Annotated in this window: 22 protein-coding genes and 3 tRNA genes; 18 read left to right on the top strand and 7 right to left on the bottom strand. The window is 54.4% G+C overall.

The genetic code is table 11. The features are described from left to right. The first annotated feature begins 4 nt into the window (after window positions 1-4). Window positions 5-961: an arsenic resistance protein gene (locus tag ERD84_RS12495; protein ID WP_130039920.1), complete on the top strand. Its 957-nt coding sequence runs from the start codon at window positions 5-7 to the stop codon at window positions 959-961. Between the two features lie 458 nt (window positions 962-1,419). Beyond that, window positions 1,420-4,059, top strand: a complete 2,640-nt coding sequence (locus tag ERD84_RS16005) for an autotransporter outer membrane beta-barrel domain-containing protein (RefSeq protein WP_257215279.1) — start codon at window positions 1,420-1,422, stop codon at window positions 4,057-4,059. A gap of 54 nt (window positions 4,060-4,113) precedes the next feature. On the opposite strand, the gene ERD84_RS12485 is transcribed toward ERD84_RS16005, so the two are convergent. After that, a complete protein-coding gene (locus ERD84_RS12485) occupies window positions 4,114-4,560 on the bottom strand; it encodes a CBS domain-containing protein (protein WP_245150682.1) in 447 nt (148 codons plus the stop codon). 472 nt (window positions 4,561-5,032) lie between these two features. Between ERD84_RS12485 and ERD84_RS12480 the strand changes: the two genes are divergently transcribed. Together ERD84_RS12480 and ERD84_RS12475 are read left to right on the top strand one after the other, a co-directional pair. Beyond that, entirely contained in the window at window positions 5,033-5,461 is a 429-nt protein-coding gene (locus tag ERD84_RS12480) for a hypothetical protein (RefSeq protein ID WP_245150681.1), read from the top strand. A gap of 127 nt (window positions 5,462-5,588) precedes the next feature. Then, window positions 5,589-6,308 carry a succinate dehydrogenase iron-sulfur subunit gene (locus ERD84_RS12475; protein WP_180001947.1) on the top strand — a complete coding sequence of 240 codons (720 nt, stop codon included), beginning with the start codon at window positions 5,589-5,591 and terminating at the stop codon, window positions 6,306-6,308. Between the two features lie 237 nt (window positions 6,309-6,545). Here ERD84_RS12475 and ERD84_RS12470 read toward each other — a convergent pair. Both ERD84_RS12470 and ERD84_RS12465 read right to left on the bottom strand, forming a co-directional pair. Further along, window positions 6,546-6,622 (bottom strand) — tRNA-Met (locus ERD84_RS12470). Between the two features lie 264 nt (window positions 6,623-6,886). Next, on the bottom strand, window positions 6,887-8,572 hold the full coding sequence (locus ERD84_RS12465; RefSeq protein ID WP_130039916.1) for an FMN-binding glutamate synthase family protein: 1,686 nt from the start codon (window positions 8,570-8,572) through the stop codon (window positions 6,887-6,889). A 170-nt stretch (window positions 8,573-8,742) separates the two neighbouring features. Between ERD84_RS12465 and sugE the strand changes: the two genes are divergently transcribed. Together sugE and ERD84_RS12455 are read left to right on the top strand one after the other, a co-directional pair. Then, complete coding sequence (sugE, locus tag ERD84_RS12460) at window positions 8,743-9,057, top strand: quaternary ammonium compound efflux SMR transporter SugE (RefSeq protein WP_130040056.1); 315 nt, start codon at window positions 8,743-8,745, stop codon at window positions 9,055-9,057. A gap of 80 nt (window positions 9,058-9,137) precedes the next feature. Then, on the top strand, window positions 9,138-9,572 hold the full coding sequence (locus ERD84_RS12455) for a GNAT family N-acetyltransferase (protein WP_245150680.1): 435 nt from the start codon (window positions 9,138-9,140) through the stop codon (window positions 9,570-9,572). A gap of 21 nt (window positions 9,573-9,593) precedes the next feature. Here ERD84_RS12455 and ERD84_RS16060 read toward each other — a convergent pair whose 3' ends face one another. Together ERD84_RS16060 and ERD84_RS12445 are read right to left on the bottom strand one after the other, a co-directional pair. After that, entirely contained in the window at window positions 9,594-9,812 is a 219-nt protein-coding gene (locus ERD84_RS16060) for a LysR family transcriptional regulator (protein WP_245150679.1), read from the bottom strand. 123 nt (window positions 9,813-9,935) lie between these two features. Beyond that, window positions 9,936-10,020, bottom strand: a tRNA-Leu gene (locus ERD84_RS12445). Between the two features lie 107 nt (window positions 10,021-10,127). On the opposite strand from ERD84_RS12445, the gene rnr reads away from it, so the two are divergent. The 5 genes from rnr (at window position 10,128) to ERD84_RS12420 (ending at window position 15,582) form a co-directional block, all read left to right on the top strand. Beyond that, complete coding sequence (gene rnr, locus ERD84_RS12440; protein WP_130039914.1) at window positions 10,128-12,596, top strand: ribonuclease R; 2,469 nt, start codon at window positions 10,128-10,130, stop codon at window positions 12,594-12,596. 146 nt (window positions 12,597-12,742) lie between these two features. Beyond that, window positions 12,743-13,492: a 23S rRNA (guanosine(2251)-2'-O)-methyltransferase RlmB gene (rlmB, locus tag ERD84_RS12435; protein WP_130039913.1), complete on the top strand. Its 750-nt coding sequence runs from the start codon at window positions 12,743-12,745 to the stop codon at window positions 13,490-13,492. A gap of 37 nt (window positions 13,493-13,529) precedes the next feature. Next, the gene (locus ERD84_RS12430; protein WP_130039912.1) at window positions 13,530-14,759 is read left to right on the top strand and encodes a cystathionine gamma-synthase family protein; all 1,230 of its coding nucleotides are present in this window, start codon (window positions 13,530-13,532) and stop codon (window positions 14,757-14,759) included. Between the two features lie 337 nt (window positions 14,760-15,096). Continuing rightward, complete coding sequence (locus ERD84_RS12425) at window positions 15,097-15,369, top strand: HU family DNA-binding protein (RefSeq protein ID WP_013741687.1); 273 nt, start codon at window positions 15,097-15,099, stop codon at window positions 15,367-15,369. 137 nt (window positions 15,370-15,506) lie between these two features. Beyond that, window positions 15,507-15,582: transfer RNA gene (locus ERD84_RS12420), tRNA-Val, on the top strand. Between the two features lie 76 nt (window positions 15,583-15,658). Here the strand turns inward: ERD84_RS12420 and ERD84_RS12415 are convergent. After that, window positions 15,659-16,570: a LysR family transcriptional regulator gene (locus ERD84_RS12415; protein ID WP_130039911.1), complete on the bottom strand. Its 912-nt coding sequence runs from the start codon at window positions 16,568-16,570 to the stop codon at window positions 15,659-15,661. A gap of 118 nt (window positions 16,571-16,688) precedes the next feature. Here ERD84_RS12415 and ERD84_RS12410 point away from each other — a divergent pair, with 118 nt between their 5' ends. From ERD84_RS12410 to ERD84_RS12380, 7 genes are all read left to right on the top strand, one after another. After that, the gene (locus tag ERD84_RS12410; protein WP_130039910.1) at window positions 16,689-18,107 is read left to right on the top strand and encodes an amidase; all 1,419 of its coding nucleotides are present in this window, start codon (window positions 16,689-16,691) and stop codon (window positions 18,105-18,107) included. 54 nt (window positions 18,108-18,161) lie between these two features. Further along, window positions 18,162-19,142: a Bug family tripartite tricarboxylate transporter substrate binding protein gene (locus ERD84_RS12405; protein WP_130039909.1), complete on the top strand. Its 981-nt coding sequence runs from the start codon at window positions 18,162-18,164 to the stop codon at window positions 19,140-19,142. Window positions 19,143-19,303: 161 nt separating this feature from the next. Next, window positions 19,304-20,209 (top strand): energy transducer TonB, encoded by a 906-nt coding sequence (locus ERD84_RS12400; RefSeq protein ID WP_130039908.1) that lies wholly within the window; start codon window positions 19,304-19,306, stop codon window positions 20,207-20,209. A 13-nt stretch (window positions 20,210-20,222) separates the two neighbouring features. Beyond that, complete coding sequence (locus tag ERD84_RS12395) at window positions 20,223-21,101, top strand: MotA/TolQ/ExbB proton channel family protein (RefSeq protein ID WP_130039907.1); 879 nt, start codon at window positions 20,223-20,225, stop codon at window positions 21,099-21,101. Beyond that, window positions 21,102-21,617 (top strand): ExbD/TolR family protein, encoded by a 516-nt coding sequence (locus ERD84_RS12390; RefSeq protein WP_130039906.1) that lies wholly within the window; start codon window positions 21,102-21,104, stop codon window positions 21,615-21,617. It abuts the gene before it with no gap. A 126-nt stretch (window positions 21,618-21,743) separates the two neighbouring features. Next, window positions 21,744-22,418, top strand: coding sequence for a response regulator transcription factor (locus ERD84_RS12385; protein ID WP_130039905.1), 675 nt, complete (start codon window positions 21,744-21,746; stop codon window positions 22,416-22,418). Beyond that, entirely contained in the window at window positions 22,399-23,502 is a 1,104-nt protein-coding gene (locus tag ERD84_RS12380; protein WP_130039904.1) for a sensor histidine kinase, read from the top strand. Before ERD84_RS12385 ends, ERD84_RS12380 begins: the two co-directional genes overlap by 20 nt. 22 nt (window positions 23,503-23,524) lie before the next feature. Here the strand turns inward: ERD84_RS12380 and ERD84_RS12375 are convergent, their stop codons facing one another. Then, complete coding sequence (locus tag ERD84_RS12375) at window positions 23,525-24,043, bottom strand: hypothetical protein (protein ID WP_130039903.1); 519 nt, start codon at window positions 24,041-24,043, stop codon at window positions 23,525-23,527. Window positions 24,044-24,066 lie beyond the last annotated feature (23 nt).

Below are 24,066 nucleotides of genomic sequence, written 5' to 3'. Positions count from 1 at the left end.
ATAAATGGAAAACCTAAGGGAAACACTCGAGGCACGTCAAGTCTGGATATATTTTTCTGCAATGCTCATCGGGGCATTGCTGGGGGTGCTAGCCCCCGGTTCGAATGTGCTGGCGTCGGCGATCAATCCCGCCTTGGCTTTGATGTTGTTTGTCACATTCCTGCAAGTGCCTCTTGCAGAGATCGGTGGGGCATTGCGAAGTACGAAGTTTATCGTTGCGCTGACCATCACTAACTTTCTGGCTTTGCCAGCCCTGACCGCCGCGCTTCTGCAATGTTTGCCTGATATACCCATGTTGAAGCTGGCGGTACTGTTTGTACTGTTGGCTCCATGCATTGACTACGTCATAGCGTTCACGCATCTCGGACACGGAAATGCACGGTTGCTGCTTGCGATGACACCGGTGTTGCTCGTGCTTCAGATGCTGTTGCTTCCGATTTATCTGCGATTGATGCTTGGGACCAAGGCTTCCCAGCTTATCGAAGCGGAGCCTTTTCTTAATGCTTTCGTCTGGCTGATTGTCGTCCCGCTGCTTATGGCAGGAATGGTGCAGGTGCTGGGAAAACGAACGAAAGCAGGTGCGTCGTTGCGCACTGTACTGGACGGTTTTCCAGTACCCGCCACAGCGCTGGTGCTGTTTCTTGTTCTGGCCTCGGTAATGCCTCAGATAGGGCTTGCGCAAGATGCGGCCATGCAGGCATTACCCATTTATCTGGTTTTTGCCGTTATTGCTCCTTTAACAGGCTGGATAATCGCGCGTGCCATGCGACTCGAGCCGGCTTCGGTACGTGCGGTGTCGTTCTCGGCATCTTATCGAAATTCTCTGGTTATCTTGCCGCTAGCCTTTGCTGTCCCAGGTGGAGCACCTTTGCTTCCCGCCGTCATACTCACCCAAACCATGGTTGAGCTCTTCTTTCTTCCAGTCTACGTGCGATTGATTCCCCGCTTGCCGGCATCGTAGTGGTCGGAGCCTGAGAGCGTATCGGTCAGTCAAGGTGCTGGCGCTGCAAGAAGCGCTCAATACTGGCCCTTAGTTGCCAGTCAGGCATCTCATGCGGCACCTGGTCCTGAAACACTGGCACCGTGGCGGGACGTTCGAGCACCTTCAGCAGTCGCAAGGCCTGGCGCTACGGTGACGGCCATTATGTGCATAGTGCTGAAATAATTCTGTTTTCCTTCGCTTTACCCTTCATATGAAGGGGGCCAAAACGGTTTTTCATCGCTAAGCTTGAAGTGATTCGTTACCGCTATAGCCCAAAAGGAAATACCGTGATACCTGACGCAACATCGCATGCTCATGCTCGCAGAAAACCTGCGCGAGGCAAGTCAAGTGCACAACGTAGGTTGACGCCGCGAGTCTTCAGAAGATCGACGGTATATGGGTTTGTATTGGCAGCTATAGCCTTTGGTTTGCCATTAATGGGTGAGGCGGCTGTACTTGGGGGCGATTGGTATTACGAGATAGATGGCATAGGTGGTAACTGTAATCCCCAATCGTCCAAACCAGCTAACTTTGCTACTTATGCTGGGAAATGTGAAGGATCTAGCGATGCGATTGGAGCTTACGTGGAGGTTAACGGTGAAACAGACTCCGAGCTTCCTGTAATAGGCGGATACACTTACAAAGGAAATGCAAGTGGAAATCAGGTGCTCGTTAAAGACTCACAGGTCCGTTCCGTAAAAGGCGCCTTCAAATCAGGGGACGATGGATATGACGGAAGCGCTAATGGCAACATCGTCATTATCGAGCGCTCAATCATTGAGGATGGGGTCTACGGCGCGGATGCCGAAGACGGGGCAGCCAATGGCAATATCGTAACTATCTCAGATAGCGAGATTGGCTATAGTGTGTCGGGAGGAGTTGGAGGTAGTGGTTATGGAGAGCACGAAGCCAACAATAATAAGGTCACCATTACGAATAGTACCGTTGCGCATGGGGTGGTGGGCGGCGATGCGTATACAGAAGACGCAATGAATAATACGGTCACTATTTCAAGCAGTACGATTAGTAATGACGAAGTAAGAGGGGGGGACGCCGATTGGGTGGCAAGCGGCAATAGCGTGATATTAAATGACGCCACGGTGGTGTCCAGCGTCTACGGCGGAGACGGGGACGGCGGTGCGGACGATAATCACGTTATCATTTCTGGGGCTAATAGCCGGGTGGGCGGTGAGGTATTGGGTGGCGTCAGCTACCATACTGGCACCATTGCTTCCAATAATAGTGTTGAAATTTCAGGTGGGGTCATAGAAGACAAGGTTGTCGGCGGTAGCAGTGGGGGGGATTTCGCAAACGAAAACACGGTAAAGCTATCGGGCGGCTGGTTAAAGGGCGATGTGTATGGCGGACGGACAGCTGGAAGTGCGACCGGCAATATTGTTGATATTTCAGGAACCGCCCGGGTAGACGGTAATGTTTACGGTGCGGGGGGCGATTTTGCTATGGATGCCTACGACAATCGCGTGGTGCTTTCGGGTGCGCCAGTGCTTACAAACAGCACGCTTTTCGGGGGCTATGCGCAAGGCGGTGTAAGCTCAGGCAACGTGCTCGAAATCCGTACTAAAGGGTTAACCGCCCAAAACGTCAAGGATTTCCAGGAATACCATTTCATTCTGCCAGGCGATATTCAGCCTGATGAGACGGTGCTGACCCTTATCGGCGGCGAGTCCACCGATCTGCAGGGCACCAAGGTGGGTGTGGCCCTGCAAGGTGGCGGTAATGTGCTGGAGGTTGGAGATCAAGTCGCGTTGATCCACAATACCGCTGGCGTGTTGGTGGATTCTTCGATCGCCCGAGCGTCTGTGACAGGCTATCAGGGGATATCGCTTCAGTATGAGTTTGATGTATCGGCCGACCCCGAAAACCTGTATGCGACCGTAAGCACGGGTTCGCCGGCTGACCCGGGTGATCCAAGTGATCCAAGCGACCCAGGCGACCCAGGCGACCCAAGCGACCCAAGCGACCCAAGCGATCCAAGCGATCCAAGCGATCCAAGCGATCCAAGCGATCCAAGCGATCCAAGCGATCCAAGCGACCCGGGTGGTCAGAGTGGCCAAGGGCTGCCAGGTGAACCAGGTTCGCCGGGAGGCGGTTCGGGCGCTACCGTCATGGAGCAGACCAAGGCGCCGGTAGAAGGCCGCATCAGTACGATGGCCTTGTCGTTGCAGGGTGCCGATATGGTGGCTGGTGAAGGGTTTAAGCAGGCGGGGGCGGCTGCGGCGAGCGGTTCCGGCACGGCCGTGGGTTTTGCTGCGGTCAGCGGCGGCAGCATGCGGTATAACTCAGGCTCGCACGTGGATGTCGATGGCGGCAGCCTGATGCTGGGGTTTGCACGTAAAATCCCGGTGGCTCAGGGCGATATGCTGGCAGGGGTATTTATCGAGGGCGGCTACGGCAGCTACGACACGTATAACGAATTTTCAGATGGTCAGAAGGTTCGCGGTGGCGGCAGCGCGCGCTATTTTGGTGGTGGGGTGTTGCTGCGCCGCGACTGGGCGATTGATCAGGCGGGGCCTTATGCCGAAGGTTCACTGCGGATCGGCAATGTTAGCTCAGACTGGGGCAGTAACGACTTGATCGGTGGGCCGGGCAGCCAGAACGCCCATTACGACACCTCTAATCTATATTATGGCGCTCATCTTGGGTTGGGTTATGTTCAGCCGCTGACGGACCGCCTTTCGGTGGATGTGTCGCTCAAATACTTCTGGGCTCACCAGGAAGGCGATTCGGCCATCATTGCGGGCGATCCGTTCGAGTTTTCAGCGGTCGATTCACACCGCACGCGTCTTGGCGTGCGCTTGAACCAGACGATTACCGAGCAAGTCGTTGCCTATGCCAGTGCAGCGTGGGAACGCGAGTACGATGGCCAGGCGCGGGCGACCACCTATGGGTTTGATACGCCTTCGCCAGGCTTGAAAGGCAATTCCGGCCTGTTCGAGCTAGGCGTCGATATCACGCCCGATGCAAAACGCCCTTTGACGCTAGGCGTCGGCCTGCAAGCCTATGTCGGCAAGCGCGAAGGCTTTAACGGAGTGGCTAAACTGTCCTATGAGTTTTAAGTTTCGGGCTCGCTATCGTTCTAGAGACGGCCATCACGGTCTTACCTGCGCCGGTTAGTGGTAACCAATGCCCATCACGTAATCGCGCAGCAAATCTTCTTCGTATTCGACTTCTTTTAAAAGCACTTGCAATGCGTCGCTGGCATCAAGCAAACCTACCGGGCGTGAGTGGCTGTCGCTAATCGGAATCTGCCTTAATGCTTTGTTTTTCATGACCTCCCATATGTCTCGTAATTTATCTTCCGGGCAGCACTTTATAATGTCGCGGGTCATAATGTCGGCAATGGCAGTGACACAGCCACATCCTGTGCAGTGGCTAATTTGGTTGACGATGTCAGCTTTGGTCAGCACGCCCGCCATTAGACCGCCAGAATCACAGGCAATGACGAGGTTCGTATTAGGAGCACTCAAGAGCTTTGCTGCTTCGGTCACCGGGGCGACCATATCAAGGGTCACAAGTCGTCTACGGGCGATAGGGAGCATGGCGGTAATCAGCGTCATGATTTCCATTCCAATGGTTATTGAGCAAATGTCCAGAAGGCAGGCCGCAGCCGGATAAATAACCTGCTGTGCTGCCGGATCAGAATATCATAGCAAAGTCTTAATTAGCACTTTCAGCACTTAGACGTGTCTTGAGGCCTGCGAGAGATCCATGCGGGCGGCTCGCTTGTGCAGAATGAGCCCATACTCGCCTCGTCCACCATGCTGCATCAGCCGGCCCCCGACGATGCGGTTGATAGAGCACCACACAGGCATTACATGAAATGATGCTGCGCTAATACATACTTGTCGTCAGGTAGCCGAAGGACGCCTGAGTAAGCGAAATCCGCGCGTATTGCCTTCGTCGCCCGTTTCTAATGGGTTAGCGAAAAGTTAGGTATTCACTTGCGGCAGATGCTTTGCAGTACCTCGATACAGAGGGTGCATCCGTAACCGGCTAGGCTGAAATCGGGTTTTGCTATACACAAACCCCATGGACACGCCAACCGCGCAGTTGCGCCTGCAGATGCAAAAGACTATGCAGGCAGACGCCGCAGTGTTTCGGACCGCCGAGACGCTTGAGCAAGGTTGTAGAAAGATCGACGAGATTAACGCTCAATTTGCCGATATTCATGTCACTGACCGCTCGTTGGTCTGGAACAGCGACCTCATCGAAACCTTTGAGCTGGACAATTTGCTGAGTCAGGCGGTCGGCACCATGCATTCGGCGGCACAGCGTACCGAAACCCGCGGTGGACACGCGCGTGAGGATTTCCCCGAGCGCGACGACGTGAACTGGATGAAGCACACGCTGGTCACCGTGGACGACAAAGGTGTCTGTTCATTTGACCACCGGACCGTCCACTCGAACACATTGACCGACGAGGTGGAATCCGTCCCGCCCGCCAAGCGCGTTTATTAACGCGTGTTTGCGAGACGGAAGCTACGCGCCTCGACGCTTGCAGATCATCGAATGTGAGGAATAAAACATGGCTGAATTTACCTTGCCAAAAATGTCCAGAATACAAAAGGGCAATCATCACGCCGCCATGCCGGGTGCAAAGAATGCGCGCAGTTTCCGCGTCTACCGCTGGGACCCTGATGTGGGCGGCAATCCGCGCGTGGATACGTACGAAGTCGATGTTGCGGGTTCCACTATGGTTCTGGATATCCTGCTCAAGATCAAGAACGAGATTGATCCGACGCTTACGCTGCGTCGTTCGTGCCGCGAAGGCGTGTGCGGATCGTGCGCGATGAATATCGATGGTGAAAATACCCTGGCCTGTACTAAGGGTCTGGATGAGCTTCCACAGGGCGTTGTCAGCGTGTACCCGTTGCCGCACATGCCGGTGGTCAAGGATCTGGTGTCTGATCTCACCCATCTATACGCTCAATATGCGTCGATCAAACCATGGGTGCAGACCAAGAGCGTGCCCGGTACGCGCGAACGTCTGCAATCGCCCGAGGATAGAGAAAAACTGGATGGCCTGTACGAGTGTATCCTGTGTGCATGCTGCACCACAGCCTGCCCAAGTTCCTGGTGGAATCCTGATCGCTTCCTCGGTCCTATGGTATTGCTGCAGGCTTACCGATGGATCGCTGATTCACGTGACGAAGCGACCGGCGAACGGCTGGACGACCTAGAGGATCCATTTAAGCTCTACCGTTGCCACACAATTATGAATTGCACCAATACCTGCCCGAAAGGGCTAAATCCTGCCAAAGCAATCTCCGAGATCAAGCAATTGATGATCAACCGGACAGTGTGAGTGGCATTTAATCCGCAACATGGCATGATTTGCATCATGCAACAGTCGCTCGCTAAAGGCGAAGGGCTAAATCAGGGAAGACTAGCGCTGTACCCACCTTGTACCGGACCACTTGGAAGCTGCAAAAACGCTGAACCCAATTTTTGCGTTGACACTTGGTTGACGGATAGCCTCAAAAACAAAAACGCCAACCCGGTAAAAGGCTGGCGTAAAGGCTTGATACTAAATAGATATTCCTGGTGGCGCATCCCTGATTCGAACAGGGGACCTGCGGATTATGATTCCGTCGCTCTAACCGGCTGAGCTAATGCGCCAAAGCACGAGACTTTAGCATATTTTTTTATGCTTGTGTAGCCAGTGAGATGATCGTGGCAGAAAAACGAAGGCCCCGCCTTTTGGCGGGGCCCTACTGCCGTTTTGGCAGTAAGCACAGCATTGGCGCTGTGCTGTATGGCTACCAAGGAAGGTAAGCCGCTACTGCCATCAGGCAGTGACTTAACGATAGAGCTAACAGAAACCGGAAACAAGCTGGGGAAAATACCGAATACTTTATGCTCCATATCCATTAACATGATTCGTTATGCTTCAGGCTTGTCGGCTTGGCTGGCCCCTTCAGGCAACGGGCTGTTTGTGTTGCCCGACAAGGCAGCACTCAAGCTGTATAGCGGAGCAAACGACTCGGCTTGTGCCATGGGCCAGGCGGTTCTGAAGATCGTATTGCGAAACTTACCTTCCAGTAGCTCGCCTTTTTCCAGGTCAGGAAAAAGCGCCGACAGCACGCGGACTTCTCCGTTTGATATCCGACGCGCAATATGATGAGGGCGTAGTTCGCCCGGATGCTGCACACCGGCAGCGCCAAGTAGTTCAGCCAGGGCCTTGAGCGTGTTCTGGTGAAAACCGGCAACCCGTTCTGCTTTATCGGGTACATGCAAGGCCGCCTGCCGTTTTGGGTCTTGCGTGGTAACGCCGGTAGGGCATTTCCCTGTATGACAGGCTTGAGCCTGGATGCAGCCGATGGCAAACATGAAGCCTCGTGCACTGTTGCACCAGTCGGCACCCAGCGCCATGGCGCGGGCCATGTGGAATGCGGTGATAATTTTGCCCGATACGCCCAATTTGATGTGCTCACGTAGTCCTATGCCTACCAGTGTGTTGTGCACCAGGCGTAGCCCTTCTTGCAGCGGCGTACCTACATGATCAACAAATTCAATGGGGGCGGCGCCAGTACCGCCTTCGGCGCCGTCCACAACAATGAAGTCGGGCGTGATGCCGGTATGCAGCATGGCCTTGGCGATGGCAAACCACTCCCAGGGGTGGCCTATGCACAGTTTGAATCCAACTGGTTTGCCGCCGGATAATTCACGCAGGCGGGCTACGAAGTGCATAAGCTCAACAGGGGTGCTGAAAGCACTGTGCTGGCTCGGTGAGTTGCAGTCCACACCTACCGGTACGCCGCGTGCCTCGGCAATTTCCAGGGTAACTTTTGCGCCGGGAAGAATGCCGCCGTGCCCCGGTTTGGCGCCTTGTGATAGCTTGATTTCTATCATTTTGACACTGTCCTGTGTGGCACGTTCGGCAAAGCGCTCTTCTGAAAAGTTGCCTTTATCGTCGTTACAGCCGAAATAGCCTGAACCGATATTCCAGATCAGGTCGCCCTGGTGCTCAAGGTGGTAGCGGCTGATGCCGCCCTCGCCAGTGTCGTGGGCAAAACCGCCTTTGGCAGCACCTTTGTTCAATGCCCGCACCGCATTGGCTGAGAGTGCCCCGAAGCTCATGGCGGAAATATTGAATGCCGACAAGGAATAGGGTTGTGTGCAGTCAGGTCCGCCAACCGTGATGCGGAACTCTTTGGGGTTGGGGTGGGTAGGCGTCATGGAATGGTTGATCCATTCGTAATCGCTACGGTACACATCGCCCTGGGTGCCGAAGGGGCGTTTGTCTTCCTGCCGCTTTGCGCGTTGATATACCAGCGAGCGATCAACCCGTGAAAACGGTAATTCAGTAGTGTCGTCCTCTATGAAATATTGCCGCATTTCAGGACGTATCGATTCAAAGAAAAAACGTAAATTACCGATAACCGGGTAGTTCCGACGAACAGCATGGCGTGTTTGTTGTAGGTCGTAGCACCCCAGGGCTGTCAGGCCCGCCATGACCAACGCTGGCACCAGCCACCAGATATTGAATGCCAGGCCGAGAACTGTGAAGAGCACAGTGCCAGCAATGGCGATATAAAAGACGGTGTAACGGCTAAGTAGCTGATTCATATTCTTTCCGTTGTTACGGTTGCTTGCGGATGCTGGTTATGGTGATGCTGGTGGTGATAGTAAAATGGCTTCCTTGTTAACAGCAAGGACGACCTTGCCGCTTCGAGCGCTCGGGGTGCACTCATTCCAGGGGACGACCCCTTTCCGGAGTATGCATTATGTCGTCATCCATGTCCTGGCTGGTATTGATCATTGCTGGTTTGTTTGAAGTGGGTTGGGCCATTGGTCTGAAGTACACCGAAGGTTTTACTCGCTTATGGCCATCTGTAGGGACGATTGTGTCCATGGTGATCAGCATGGGTATGCTGGGCATGGCCATGAAGCAGCTGCCTGTGGGTTCGGCTTATGCTGTATGGGTAGGCGTAGGAGCCGTGGGCACGGTTATATTGGGCATTGTCATGTTGGATGAGTCGTTCAGTATTCCTCGTTTAGTCAGCGTCGGTTTTATTGTGCTGGGCATTGTCGGCCTGAAACTGGCTGGCTGAACCAATTCTATAGAGCTGTGCGAGGCAGCAGGCAATGTGTTTTGGGTATGCCGCCGGCTCAGATCTACCGGAGTCTATACGTGAACAAGAATATCAACATCGTTGTAGGTGACTGGAGTGCCTGCAAGGCCGATGCGGCTGCGATACGTCATACCGTGTTTGTGCAAGAGCAGAATGTTCCGATCGAGCTCGAAATGGATGACAACGATCAGCGCAGCCTGCACGCAGTGGCCTACGACGAGCATGGCAGGCCTATAGGAACGGGTCGCTTGTTGCCTGATGGCCATATAGGTCGAATGGCAGTGCGGGCCGATTGCCGCAGCTTAGGTGTGGGTTCCATGCTGCTGCGTACGCTTGTTGACCAAGCGCGCGGCAGGCAATGCATGGAAGTGGTCTTGTCGGCACAACTGCATGCGCAGGATTTTTACATCCGTCATGGTTTTGTGCCTGAAGGTGCTGTGTATATGGATGCTGGCATTGAGCACATAACCATGCGGCATGCGCTCACTGCTTGAATCGTTTACTTGTTGACCAGCTTACTGACGTAATTTACCTTCCTGTAGGAAAAAGTCCTGAATTGTGTTGTTCCGCAGCCAATCCATTATGGCGTCGCCATCAGTCGTTCCTGTGGCTTGCACAGCTTTAATGATGGCGGGCTGTGACAAGTGCAGGCTGCGTGATGCCTGACGTGTGCCGCCTTCACTAATGACAGTGTGGAAAATTCGCAGGTCATGAAAGCTGAAGTTACGCTTCATGGGGAGCCTAATGGTGGAAGGGGACGTGGTGATTATGCCACGCGTGTCCTTGCCTTCAGGGCGGGCTGCACAACAAAAAACCCCACAAATCAAAGATTAATGGGGTTTCTGCCTTAATATAGATGGTGCCCAGGAGAGGACTCGAACCTCCACACCTTGCGGCACATGGACCTGAACCATGCGCGTCTACCAATTCCGCCACCTGGGCATAAAGTGTATGCTAGCGCTTTACCGTATTTCTGCGTCTTGCGTTTTGCACAACATCTTTAAGAGGCGCAAAGTATAACGGAAATTTTAAATAAATGGAAATCACCTTTGATCAAACGATCTAAAAAAGACACAAATAACAACGAAACTGACTCCAGGCATGCGTTGCCACCGGATTTCGATCCAGAAGTGCCCAGCCGCGAAGTCATTTTGCAGTACTTGCGCGCCAATCCGGCGCCCATTACACCCGAGGCCTTGGCTAAAGTGCTGGGCATTTCGCCCGAATCGATAGGATTCGATCGGCGCCTGAAGGCCATGGAGCGCGATGGCCAGGCCTTTTTCAATGCGCAGGGGCAATTGCTCCTGAACACCAAGCTCGATTTCATTGCCGGAAAAGTGCAGGGCCACCGCGATGGCTTTGGTTTTCTGTTGCGTGACGATGGCGGGCCTGATCTGTTCCTGTCGCCGCGCGAGATGCTCAAAGTGCTACATGGCGACCGTGTGCTGGCCAAGCCCGACGGAGAATACCGCGGCAAGCCCGAGGCCGTTATTGTTGAAGTGCTTGAGCGGCACACCAACAAGCTGGTCGGGCGCTTTCTGAAAGAGCGTGGCGCATTTATCGTTGCACCCGAAGATCAACGCATCAAGCACGACATCATTGTTGCTTCGTCCGATACAGGCGGGGCCGAGCATGGTCAGGTGGTGTCGATCGAAATCCTGCAACAACCTACACGCCATACGCAGCCACTGGGCCGCGTCATCGAAGTGCTGGGCGAAATCGATGATCCGGGCATGGAAATTGAAATTGCCGTACGCAAGTTCGATGTCCCGCATGAATTTTCCGAGGCGGCGCTACAGCAGGCCAGCAGGATTCCGCCTACCGTTAAACCGGCTGAACTCAAAGGCCGAGTCGATTTGCGCGATGTGCCCTTCATTACCATCGATGGCGAAGACGCGCGTGACTTTGATGATGCCGTATTTTGCACACCTGTTGATCTGGGGACCGAGAAACGCAAGAGGCCAGGATGGCGGTTGCTGGTTGCCATTGCAGATGTCAGCCATTATGTGCGGCCTGGCGATGGCCTGGATGACGATGCCTTCGACCGTGGTACCAGTGTATATTTTCCGCGCCGTGTCATTCCCATGTTGCCCGAGTCCCTGTCCAACGGCATTTGTTCGCTGAACCCCGACGCGGACCGGCTGGTATTGGTTTGCGATATGGTGGTGGCTGCCAGTGGCACCAAGGCAGGCAGTATTACCGCCTATCAGTTTTATGAGGCCGTCATTCACTCGCATGCCCGTACTACTTATACCGATGTCTGGGCAGCATTGCAGCAGCCGGGTGGCCCGGCAGGGCAGGCCATGCGGCCGGTATTGCCTCATATACAGAGTCTATACGAGTTATATCAATTATTTGCGCAGGCGCGAGTCAAACGCGGTGCCATTGATTTTGATACGGTCGAGACTCGTATCGTTTCCAATCCTCTAGGCAAAATAGAACGCATAGAAGCTTATACCCGCAACGATGCACATAAGCTGATTGAAGAATGCATGCTGGCGGCCAATACTTGTGCCGCCGAATTCATGAAACGTAATAAGCGTGTGGGGCTTTATCGAGTGCACGAAGGCCCCACACCTGAAAAACTACAGTCGCTGCGCGATTATTTGCGCAACCTGGGTCTGACGCTCGAAGGTGGGGATGACCCATCCACTTCCGACTATGCTCGCCTGATCAAGGCAGCACGGGCACGTCCCGATTTTGAAATCATACAAACCATGTGCTTGCGCTCCTTGCAGCAAGCCATCTACAGCCCCGAGCAAGTGGGCCATTTTGGTTTGTCCTACGATAACTACGCGCATTTCACTTCGCCCATACGTCGCTATCCCGATTTGCTGACTCATCGGGTAATCAAGGGCGTATTGAAAGGCAAGCGCTATATTCCAGAGCTCGACGATGTCGCCGCTGCGGTCGCCTTACCCAAGGGCGAGCGCGAACACGCTTTGTGGGAAAAGCTCGGGCTGATTTTGTCGGCACGCGAGCGCCGTGCCGACGATGCCTCGCGCGATGTTGAAGCATGGCTCAAGTGCTGGTTTGTCAAAGAGCACGTCGGCGAAGTTTTCAGTGGCCGGGTCACAGGCGTAGCCAGCTTCGGTATATTTATAACCCTCGACACCTTATTTGTAGAAGGTATGGTGCACGTGTCCGAGCTTGGGTCCGATTACTTCCAGTACAACGAAGCCATGAATGAACTGCGTGGCGAGCGCACCGGAATACGTTATCGCCTGACTGACGCGGTCCAGGTACAGGTATCACGTGTTGATCTGGAAGCCAGGCGCATTGAGTTTCGCCTGGTCAAGGGCACGGGTTTCAAAGCCTTGAAGGCGTCCAAAGAACCTGAAGCGACTAGTGGCAGGCGGGTCAAGAAGGCGGCCCCGGCCAAACCCGCCGCACTAAAGGGCACCACGTCACAACAGCGCAGGGCATCCGCCAAACGCAGTGCCAAGGCGGCTGGAGCGAGTAAAACAAGTCGGGCCGGCAAAACAGGTCAAACAGGTAAAACCGGTCGAGGCCGTTAAAAAAGGCCTCTATTCGACCCGCGTTACCAGTATGCGTTTTCCAGCGCGATAAAATAAGAGCTGAACTGCTTCAGCCCCCAAGGCTGCGCCGTCTCCAAAAAAGACGGCATGCCCTGCCTGGGGCAGACATACTTCAAAGGAAAACAATGTCTTCTCATCAGGTTTTGGCCGGCTTTCATGCGGTCATTGCTCGCTTGCGTCACGCGCCAGACTCTATTAAAGAACTTTATGTCGAAGCATCCCGCCGTGATAAGCGCATGCAGGTATTCGTCGAGCAGGCTCAGGCTGCCAATATCCGGGTCCGTCCGGTTCCTGCCGAGCGGCTCGATGGCTTGGCGCGAGGCACGCGTCACCAAGGTGTGGTGGCTTTGGCGGAGGCACGCGAAATGGCCGCTGATGTCGACGAGGTGCTTGATCTGCTTGAAGATAAATCCGAACCCGCCTTGCTGCTGATTCTGGACGGTGTGACCGATCCGCATAATTTGGGTGCCTGCCTGCGGACGGCTGATGCAGCGGGCGTGCATGCCGTCATCGCACCTCGCGATCGATCTGTAGGGCTGAACAGTACCGTCCAGCGGGTGGCATGCGGTGCGGCTGAAACCGTTCCTTATATTATGGTCACCAATCTGGCCCGTACGATGCGACAACTGAAGTCGCGCGATGTCTGGCTGGTGGGTACGGACGACCAGGCTACCGGCAGCTTGCATCAGGTGGATTCCCGCCGGGCTATGGCGTGGGTCATGGGAGCCGAGGGAGAAGGCATGCGACGGCTCACGCGTGAAACCTGCGATGAGCTGGTAACAATTCCCATGCTGGGTTCGGTGGAAAGCCTGAATGTCAGTGTGGCGAGTGCGGTTTGCCTTTACGAGACCGTGCGCCAGCGTACTACAGCTTGAGCGCCCATCATCCTTAACTTTATCGATCTTCCGAACCATGGCTAAGAACGGCTTTACCACTACGATTGTTCATTCTGACCGACGCGCTTCGGTCGAGCACGGCGCTATCCACAAGCCTATGCACCCCTCATCCGAATATGCGTTTGCCGACGCCCGTGAGTTGGCGGCGGTATTTCAGGGTAAGGCCGGTTTCACCTACGCTCGCCAGGGTACGCCCACGACGACTGCCCTGGAGTCAAAAATCACTCAGATGGAAGACGGCGCCGGTACGGTCAGCTTTGCAACGGGTATGGCGGCGCTGGCAGCTACCTTTTTCACCTTGTTGAAAGCAGGTGATCATCTGATCAGCAGCAAGCATATTTTCGGTAATACCAATAGTTTGTTGGGTACGCTTGCAGGCCTGGGTGTGGAGCTTACATTGGTAGATGCCACCGATGTACGTAACGTCGAGCAGGCCTGGCGTCCAGAAACCCGGATGGTATTTGTCGAGGCATTAGCCAATCCGGGTACACAAATCCCCGATCTGGCGGCCATAGGTGAATGGTGCAAGAGCAAAGGTGTGGTCTATGTGGTGGACAACACCTTGGTCACTCCGCTGCTCTGCCAGGGCAAAGCGGTGGGGGCGTCGCTGGTAGTGAACTCTCTGTCCAAGCACATCGGCGGACATGGCAATGCGCTCGGTGGAGCTGTCACCGATACCGGACTGTATGACTGGTCCGACTATCCGAATATTGCGGAACCTTATCGCACGGCTAAGTCCACGTCCTGGGGATTAACTCAAATCAAGAAAAAGGGCCTGCGCGACATGGGAGGTACGCTGGCCTCTGAAGCTGCGCACCGCCTTGCAGTCGGGGCCGAGACCTTGTCCTTGCGCATGAATAAAATTTGCGCCAATGCCTTGGCTCTGGCGCAAGCCTTGAGCCAGCATCCTCGGGTGGCAAAAATACATTATCCGGGTTTGCCTGATCACCCTCAGCATCAGCGCGCTACCCAACTCTTTGGCGGCCTGTATGGCGGTCTGATGGGTATTGAATTGGTCGACGATGTTGATCTTTTCGATTTCCTGAATCGTTTGAAAGTGTTGGCGCTGGCAACTCATCTGGGCGATAACCGCAGCCTGGTGCTGCCCATGGCTCACACCATTTACTACGAGATGGGCCCTGAAACCCGCGCGTTGATGGGAATTTCCGACAACTTCCTCCGTGTATCAATTGGTATTGAGGATATACAGGATTTGCTCGGTGACTTTCAGCAGGCGTTGGCGTAAAAAGGGCGGGCGAAAGCTCATAGCTGCCAGCAGCGTGGACAATTTCGTCCGGGCAGCCATCATCTCGTCCGCAAAAAAACGCGATGTTGTTGCGGTACAAGAACAAAAAGTCAGTAAAGATGCGGGTTTTGAGAGCTTTTTTGCTTGACAGCTGTTCTATTCGAAGGCTTAATACGCGGTAGCCATCCAAGAGTGCTTTGCCGCAATAAAGCAAGCTGGTTGTGCTCACAGGATCTTTTGTGAGTAGTACGAATTGCATCCTTAAGTATTTTTCAATCAAGCGCCAAGTTGGCTCCAGAGCGGGCTTGGCTAAAATAATTTTTAGGGGTAAACCTTAATGAACAAAACCGAGCTTATCGAACACATTTCCACTAAAGCAGATTTGTCGAAGGCCGACGCAGGCCGTGCCCTTGAAGCATTCATTGGCGCCGTCAAAACCACGCTAAAAAAGAAGGGCACAGTTACGCTGGTCGGTTTTGGCACATTTGCCGTTTCCGAGCGCGCTGCTCGTACTGGCCGTAACCCCCGCACTGGCGAAGCCATCAAAATCAAAAAAGCCAAGGTACCCAAGTTCCGTCCTGGCAAAGCACTGAAAGACGCCGTCAATTAAGGCTGCCGGTTTGCATTGCAATACGCGATCTTATATAATCTTTTTCTCGCGTTTTGCAGCAAGTGCAACCCGAAATTTGCAGTGTGCGGTTTTAAGAAAAACCGCAAAACATGGTTTAGTCATGTAATGCAAAAAAAGGGTGCTTAGCTCAGCTGGTAGAGCGGCGCCCTTACAAGGCGTAGGTCGGCGGTTCGAACCCGTCAGCACCCACCACTACACTGCAAATAAAATCAGGCACTTAAAGTAATTTAAGTGCCTTTTTTGTTGCCTGCCCGCTGCCGGATTTTCTTCATGCTTTTTTCAGCCGGCTTTTAAGCGCTTGAATAAATGCCAGCATGGGTGCAGATAACACTCGCCCGGTAAGTGTCTGGATTTGAATGCTTCGGGCATTGGCAGCCGGTTCATTCAAGGGCACGTAGTGCAGCGGATGTCTAAGCTGCCTATGAATGACGGAAGTTGTACCGGCTATGGTCAGCCCACCTCCGTACTGCACGAAGTTGAGCAGAGTTTCAAACTCATTGCACTCCAGTACCGGTTCGAACACAAGCTGGCGACTGCTGCTGGCAATATCAAATAACTGACGTACCGTATTGTCAGGCCCGGGCAGTGCGATTTGTTGCCCATGTATTTGTTTTAGCGTAAGTGATTTTCTATTTGCAAGTTCATGATCGGGCTGCATCACGACAATAACGCTTCCGGCCTGGGTGTGGTTAATGTGTATACCTTTTTGTGCAGCGCGACTGTAGGTCAATCCGATATCAACCTCACCAGTTAGCAAGCGTTGACCGATATCGGCAGGTTTTTCTACTTGAAGCGCAAAGGTGATGCCTGGGTTTGCGGAACGGAATTCAGCAATCGTTGCTGGCAGCAAGTCGATGGCAAAGCCGCTTGTGCAGGCTATTCGGATGTGACCGCAATGTATGCCGCGAGCAGCATCAATTGCCGAGATGACTTCTTCTGCGTCCAGGAATACACGGCGTGCGTACGAGGCAAGCAGATTGCCAGCCAGACTTGGCCGCATGCCGCGCGGCAGACGATCAAACAAGGACGTTCCCAGTGTTTCTTCCAGAGTCAGGATCTGTCGGCTGACGGCTGAGACCGTGACATGTAAATGTTTGGCCGCGTGGGTGATGGAGCCTCGCCGGACGACCTCAAGAAAGTAACGCAGAGCCGTGTTTTGAAGAAAGTCCGGTTTATCCATTTGATCGGATCTGAATAACAGTCAATAAAAAGTCAACAGTTATTAAATTAAATTGAGATGGTCGAAACGATGATTAAACCTTAAGCTCGAACCGATAACAACAGGGATTATTTTGAAAATGCTTCACACCGACGTAATTGACTTGAGTGCCGTGGCATTGATGGCCGCGCTCCACAAGCGTGAACTGTCTTGTGTAGAGGTCATGCAAGCGTACCTGGATCGTATTGCCTTTTGTAATCCACAGCATAATGCCTTGGTGGCCATGCGTGATGCCTCGCAGCTGCTGAGTGAAGCGGGCGAGAAAGACCGCGCACTTGGGCATGGCGATGCATACAGTCTATTGCACGGCTTTCCCATGGCACCCAAAGATCTGCAGCCCGTAGCTGGCATGGCCAGTACGCGTGGATCACTGGTGTTCAAAGATAATATTCCAGATACTGATGCGGACGTTGTTGTCCGAATGCGACGTGCGGGTGCGTTGTTTGTTGGTCGCTCCAACACGCCAGAGTTTGGTCTGGGTGGTCATACCTACAATCCTGTTTACGGGGTTACTGGCAATGCCCACGATCCGGCATTGTCAGCAGGAGGAAGCAGTGGTGGGGCCGCTGTGGCCGTGTCGAGACAGATGCTGCCCTTTGCTGACGGCAGTGACATGATGGGATCTTTGCGTACGCCCGCCGCCTTCAATGGCGTTTATGGTCTCCGGACGACTCCTGGGTTAATACCCAATGGCGTGCAAGATGCATCGGTCACGCCGGCCTTGTCAGTGGGAGGGCCCATGGCAAGGTCGATTCCGGACCTGGCCTTGCTCTTGTCTGTGATGGCTGATTTCCCTGAAAAACTGCCTTTCAGCCGTACAGCACAAGCGGCGGCATTCACCGATCCGCTGCAGCGTGATTTTCAAGGCACACGTATTGCTTGGCTGGGTGACCTGAATGGACATTTGGCATTTGAAGCTGGCGTGCTCGAGGCGTGTGAGGCTGTTTTGTCGTTGTTCAGCGCTACCGGCTGTGTGGTGGAGCCTTACGTGCCGCAATTCGACTATAGCGCCTTATGGCAGGCGTGGATCGATCTGCGCAGCCACCTTTTCTATCGCGCCAATAGCGAAGCGCTGGGTGTCGAGAAGCACTTTGCCCTGATCAAACCCGAGGCGCAATGGGAGTTCATGCGAGGGAAGCGTTTGGAGGCTGATCAGCTTGAGGCTGCCAAGCGTATCCGTAGTCATTGGCTAGCCTTGCTGGATGAAGTGTTCACCCATTACGACTACCTTCTGGTGCCGTCGGCACAGGTTTTTCCCTTTGACGCTGCACTGCATTGGCCCTCGGAGATTGAAGGGCGAAAAATGGATACCTATCACCGATGGATGGAGGTGGTGATACCAGCGTCGATGGCGGGAGGGCCGGCCTTGAGTGTACCTGTTGGTGCTCCCGAAAGTGGCCGAGGGGCGGGCATTCAGATTATTGCGCGCCCAGGTGCTGAACTGGCGGTCATGCAACTGGGGCATGCTTACGATCTGGCCCGTAGGGGTACAGACTAGCCGTCATTCGTAGCAGTTTACACATGAAGTCAAAACAAAAGGAGACGTAAAATAATGCGGAAAACTATATTATTAAGCCGGCTTATCGGCGCGAGCCTTGCTTTGCTGCTGTCGGCCAATACGGTTTTGGCCGCTGGCTATCCGGCCAAGCCCATCACAATGATCGTGCCTTTTTCAGCGGGCGGTGCTACCGATCAGTTAGGCCGATACCTGGGGCAGCGCTTGAGCGACAAGCTTGGGCAGCCAGTGATCATCGAAAACAAGCCGGGCGCCGGTACGGTGGTTGCTGCAGCCCACGTTGCAAAGTCGGCACCTGACGGATACACGCTCTTCCTGTCGGGCAGTTCGGGCTTGACGTTGAATCCGGCGATTCGCAGCCAGCTTCCATACGATCCACTACAGAGCTACGCCTTTATTAGTCACGTGGCATTTATGGACCTGTTGCTATTGGGAAATAGCCAAACCCAGGAAAAAAGCCTGGAAGAGGTGGTTCAAACTGCTAAAGCGAACCCTCAAGCATTGTCATATGGTTCATTTGGTGTTGGCTCAACCGCGCACTTTGCCGGCGAAATGCTTAAAGATGCCAAAGGCGCCAAAATCATGCATATTCCGTTTAACGGCAGTTCGCAGAATTTAACTGCGTTGATTGGTAATCAAATGCCCTTGGCGGTTGATACCATTGTTGCGTCGCTACCGCATATCCGCGCCGGTACGCTGCACCCCATCGCTTTGCTTTCTGCAGAGCGTTCAGCCTTGCTGCCCGATGTGCCCACCGTTGCGGAAATGGGGTCTCCTGGCTTTGAAATCATGTCATGGTTTGCTGTTGTGGCGCCAGCTGGCTTGCCAGATGACATTCGGCAAACTCTGGATGACAGCTTTCGTGAAATCGTTTCGGAGCCCGAGACACGTGACAAGTTGCTCAGCATGGGTCTGACACCAGGCTATGCATCGGGTGATCAGCTTCAGGAAATGGTAAAAAAAGAGCTGCCCTTGATGAAACGCATTGCGCAGTCGGCCAATATACAAGTCCAATAAATCATATGCGTCCCCGCGCGATGTGTAACGGCAAAAGGTCAATCTGATCCAGATATTTTATTGCGAACAATTCGCATTATTGTTAATATCCTGATCTTGAGTAAGTAGCAGTCGTTAGGCCACGAAACCGGCGCTGTTCAACCTTTTCTATTGCTGGATACATGTCGCGTTTTCGTGTTCAAACCAAGTCTCCGTCCGTACTTGTCAGAGTGTCGGGGGCTGTCCTTGTTGTCGGCTTTCATCTGGCGGTGCTTGCCGCAATTGTGTCGTCCAAGCCAGCCAAACCCGAGTTTGAGTTGCCCGAGGCAGTGGAAGTACGTTTTGTAGAAATAGCCGATGAGGTTGTGGATACCGCAGCGAACATCGAGCAGCCGGAAGAGCCGGTCGAGGCAGAGATTCCACCACCGGAAGAAATACCTTATCCGCCTCCCGCGCCGGATATTGTTCCTGAACCTCCGGAACCTGAACCAGAACCAGAGCCTGTCGAGGCTGAAATTCCGCCGCCGGAAGAAATACCATATCCTCCTCCAGAACCCGAGATCATCCCCGAACCGGAGCCGGAGCCTGACGCGATTGTGGAAGAGGTCAAGCCCGAGCCGCCACCTCCACCGCCTAAGCCCAAGCCAAAGCCAAAGCCAAAGCCTAAACCCAAACCCAAACCCAAACCCAAACCCAAGCCAGTGGTGAAGCCGGCCCCGCCACCTGTGCCTAAAGCGGCTCCGCCATCAGGCAAGGCCGCCGAGGTTGCTGTTCCGAAGGCGCCATCCAAACCTGTGGATCCTAACCGGCCACGTATGGTGGGCAAGGTGGATTACCTGGGTAAGCGACCCATGCCCGTATATCCGCGAGCTTCACAGCGGCGCGGGGAGCAGGGAAGAGTTGTTGTTCGTGTCGTGATCTCGGCGCAGGGCGGGGTGGTCAGCGCATCCGTGCGGTCCTCATCCGGCTATTCACGACTGGACGAAGCAGCCTTGAAAGCCGCGCGCTCGGCCCGTTTTAAGCCCTACACGGAAAACGGCATTGCCTATAAGGCCATGGCCGATATTCCATTCGATTTTGTTTTATAGGATTTAAAGAATAATGTTCGATCTAGCAAACAGCGCGATGCATGTACTTGCACAATTAAGTGAGGCAGCGCCCGCCGTACAGTCGGGCGCAACAGAAGCTGCCGGGCTGGCCGTTTCTGCGGCACCCGCCGTGGCAGGCGCAGGCACTACAGCCGCCGATGTTGCGCAAGGTGGCATGCTGCACTTTATTTCCCAGAGTGATATCGTAGGAAAGACACTATTCGGTATCTTGGTGCTTATGTCTGTGGTCAGTTGGTATCTGATCTGCGTGAAATCATTCATGAATATGCGTGTTCAGCTCCGGTCGAACAAATTCCTGCGTGAATTCTGGGCCGCCAGTTCTCTGGAGCAGGTCGAGAATGAAATCGCCACGCATGGTGCGAGTGAGCCTTTTGCCCATCTGGCCAGTCATGCCATCCATGCCCGTAACCATCATGCCAAGTATGGTGCCCTGAAGCTCGAAGAGAAGGGATCGACCAGCGCTTTTATCACCCGTACGATACGCAAAGTCATAGACGAAGAAACCGCCAGGCTGGAAAATGGCCTTACTGTTCTGGCTTCGATTGGCTCCACCGCGCCTTTTGTGGGCTTGTTTGGTACCGTATGGGGTGTATATCATGCCTTGATCGGGATTGGGCTTTCTGACGGTGTGACGGTTAATCGGATTGCAGGCCCTGTGGGTGAAGCGCTCATCATGACGGGGCTGGGTCTGGCCGTTGCGATCCCCGCAGTCCTGGCCTATAACGGTTTTGTGCGTGGAAATCGCGTATACCTGGCGCGCCTGGATGCTTTTGCGCATGACCTCTTTACCTTCCTGTCCACGGGTCAGCAGGTACATGAATCGTCCGGCAAGGCACGCCGTGTAACGATTGCCACATCCAAAGGTGAGTAAATGGCGTTCGGCAGCTTCGATAATGGTAGTGGACGCAGCCATACGGTCTCCGAGATCAATATGGTGCCTCTTATTGACGTAATGCTCGTCTTGCTGGTGATATTCATCATCACAGCGCCTTTGCTCAGCCATTCCATCAAGATCAATATTCCACAAGCTACGGCGCAGCCGGTCGAGCAGGAGCCCAAGATCGTCGACCTTGCGGTTGATGCCGGTGGCATGCTGTTCTGGAACGAGCAGCCGATCAGCATGGATCAGCTCAAAGAGCGATTCGCAGCCGAAGCTGTGCTCGATCCTCAGCCCGATCTACGCATACGCGCCGACCTGAACACGCGCTACGAAATATTGGCGCAAATCATGAGCAGTGCCCGGCAGGCTGGCCTGAAACGTCTGGGCTTCATTACTCGGCCAGGTGCCGATACGCAGGCAACCCAAGAGGCGGCGGGCGCTGCGGCCCCCGCCGCAGCGGGTGGGGCTACTGGCACGGATCAGGTGCAGCCACAGGCCAAATCCTGATCTGCCTACGCTTGGGGCCGCCCACCGGCCTTGGCTACACTAAGCCGCCTGTCAGGGTTGTAACGGCGACAAGGCAAAATACCTTAAACTGGCCCCGCTCATGGCACTTCGATATAGAATCGCAGAATGCGAGTTCTAGTTATCGAAGACGACACAACGCTGGGCCACGCCCTGCAGGAATTTCTGGTTGAACAAGGCTATGCTGTCGATTGGCTGGCTGATGGCGATCAGGTGCTGGGAGCGGTGGCAGGTCAAAGTTATGATTTGCTGCTGCTCGATTTGAATCTGCCTGGGCTAAGCGGGTTAGATATCCTGGCAAAGTTGCGCGCGGCAGGCGAACAAGTCCCCGTCCTTATCCTTACCGCCCGTGATGGTGTCGAAGACCGCGTGGCGGGTCTGGATGCAGGTGCCGATGACTACGTCACGAAACCTTTCGACCTGACTGAATTGGCTGCGCGCGTGCGCGCCTTTGGCCGCCGCCGCGCCGGGCAGGCGCAGCCCTATATCGAGGCTGGCCCCCTGCAATTCGATACCGTGGGACGTGAGGTTCGGGTCAATGGCGAAAGACTATCGCTGTCGGTTCGGGAAATTTCAGTTCTTGAAATGCTCATGGCGCGTGCTGGCCGTGTAGTAACCAAACGGCAAATCGTCAACTCCCTCTCAGCCTGGGATGCCGATTTCAGCGAGAACGCAGTCGAAGTCTATGTCTATCGTTTGCGCAAGCGTCTGGAAGGCACGGGGGCGGGCATCCAAACCGTACGCGGTTTCGGTTATTTGCTCGATGTGGAAAGTGCTGGATAAGTTGCTTGCGGCTTTTCCGCCGCGAGGTTCGCTGGCGCGTCATCTGGTCCTGCGCCTCTTTCCGGCCGTTATTGTGCTCGTGGTTCTCGACCTTGGGGCGACCTGGGTCATGACGCGCAAAATCAATTTTGATGCATGGCTGCTGCGCGATATTTTCTGGACCATGATTTTCAGTCAGATAGTCCTGGTTTCCATTTTTGCCTGGGTGCTGATCTCGGGCGTACGTTCTGGCCTGGCTTCCATTAACCGGCTTTCTCTGGAAATCAGCCAGCGTTCGGTGGATGATCTCCAGCCGCTGGATGTGGCGGGCCTACCCACCGAAGTGGCGCCATTGGTTACGCATTTCAACGATTTATTGTTGCGACTCGATGACTCCATGCAGGCGCAAAAGCGCTTCATAGGCCATGCGGCGCATCAACTGCGTACGCCCCTGACTGGACTGAAACTGGAATCTGAGCTGATGCTCACGCGCAGCTTGCCAGACGATGTGCGCGAGCGGGCGGAACGCATCAAGTCGGTCAGTGACCGCATGATCAGATTAGGACAGCAATTACTGGTGCTGGCCAAGGCAGATCCAAGCACCCGGCGGCCGCAAGATAGCTTTGTCCGCATGGACCTGTGTGAATGGGTCAGAGTCAGTGGTGCTGAGTGGATACCGGCCGCTCGTGCGAAGCATGTTGAGCTGGAATTGATTGCCCCGGACGATCCGGTTTGGGTCGATGTGGACACATTATTGCTCGAGGAGTTATTGAGCAATTTGATCGATAATGCCTTGCGTTATGGCGTTGGTGCTACCACCATCAAACTGCGTGTGACCACCAACCCTCCTTCACTGGCGGTTGAGGATAACGGTCCGGGCATTGATCCGAATGATGCTGAACGTGTATTCGAGGCATTTTATCGATCACCCCGTGCGAATGAGGGTGGTTCAGGCCTGGGCCTGGCGATTGTTCGGGAAATTGCGCGTGCCCATGGCGCTTGGTGGAGTCTGGTCAGCCGACCAGAGTTTGCAGGCACGCGCATTACCGTGGTGTTTCCCGGACCACGCATTGGCGCTCGGCTGACTCGGCAAGAGCAGGACTAAGCTCTTGCCTTGCGTTGTCAGTTTACTGGGCGCTGCCTGGCATCGGGGTAACGTTAGTGCCTGGAGCCGGTATGGCTGGCATGGTTGTTGTGGCCGGTGCGGTAGGTGAGGGGGACGTAGTGGGCGAACCAGGCATTGTGATGGTTGTTTCACGCAATATGCCTCCACCACCCACGCTACCCTGGGTAGTAGTGGATTGGGTTGCCGTATTTTGCCCAGACATTTGTAGCAAGCAATCTTCGCGTTCGCCGGCTGGCAAGCCATTGCAGCGTTGAGTCTGGTTTTTATCGTAAGATGGACTGCTGTTTAGCAGCCGTTTGCGCTTGGCTTCAGCGCGTGCAGCACCAGCTTCTTGCAGGCAGGTGGCTTTATCCTGATTGGTCTGGCCACTATTGCAGCGTTGCACGTCCAGCTTATAGCGGGATTCGATGTCTGCCGGGGTACTGCTGGCCGCAAACACTGCAGGAGTGGCCAGGCAAGCGCCGAGCGCGCAGGCGGCCAATAGCTGGCGGCTTAGAATGGTTGAGCGAGTATGCATCATATACGTACTCCTTTTGATTCGAT

The sequence above is a fragment of the Pollutimonas harenae genome, from assembly GCF_004153685.1.
Classification (GTDB): Bacteria; Pseudomonadota; Gammaproteobacteria; order Burkholderiales; family Burkholderiaceae_B; genus Pusillimonas_C; species Pusillimonas_C harenae.
This window is presented reverse-complemented; position numbering and strand designations above follow the sequence as displayed.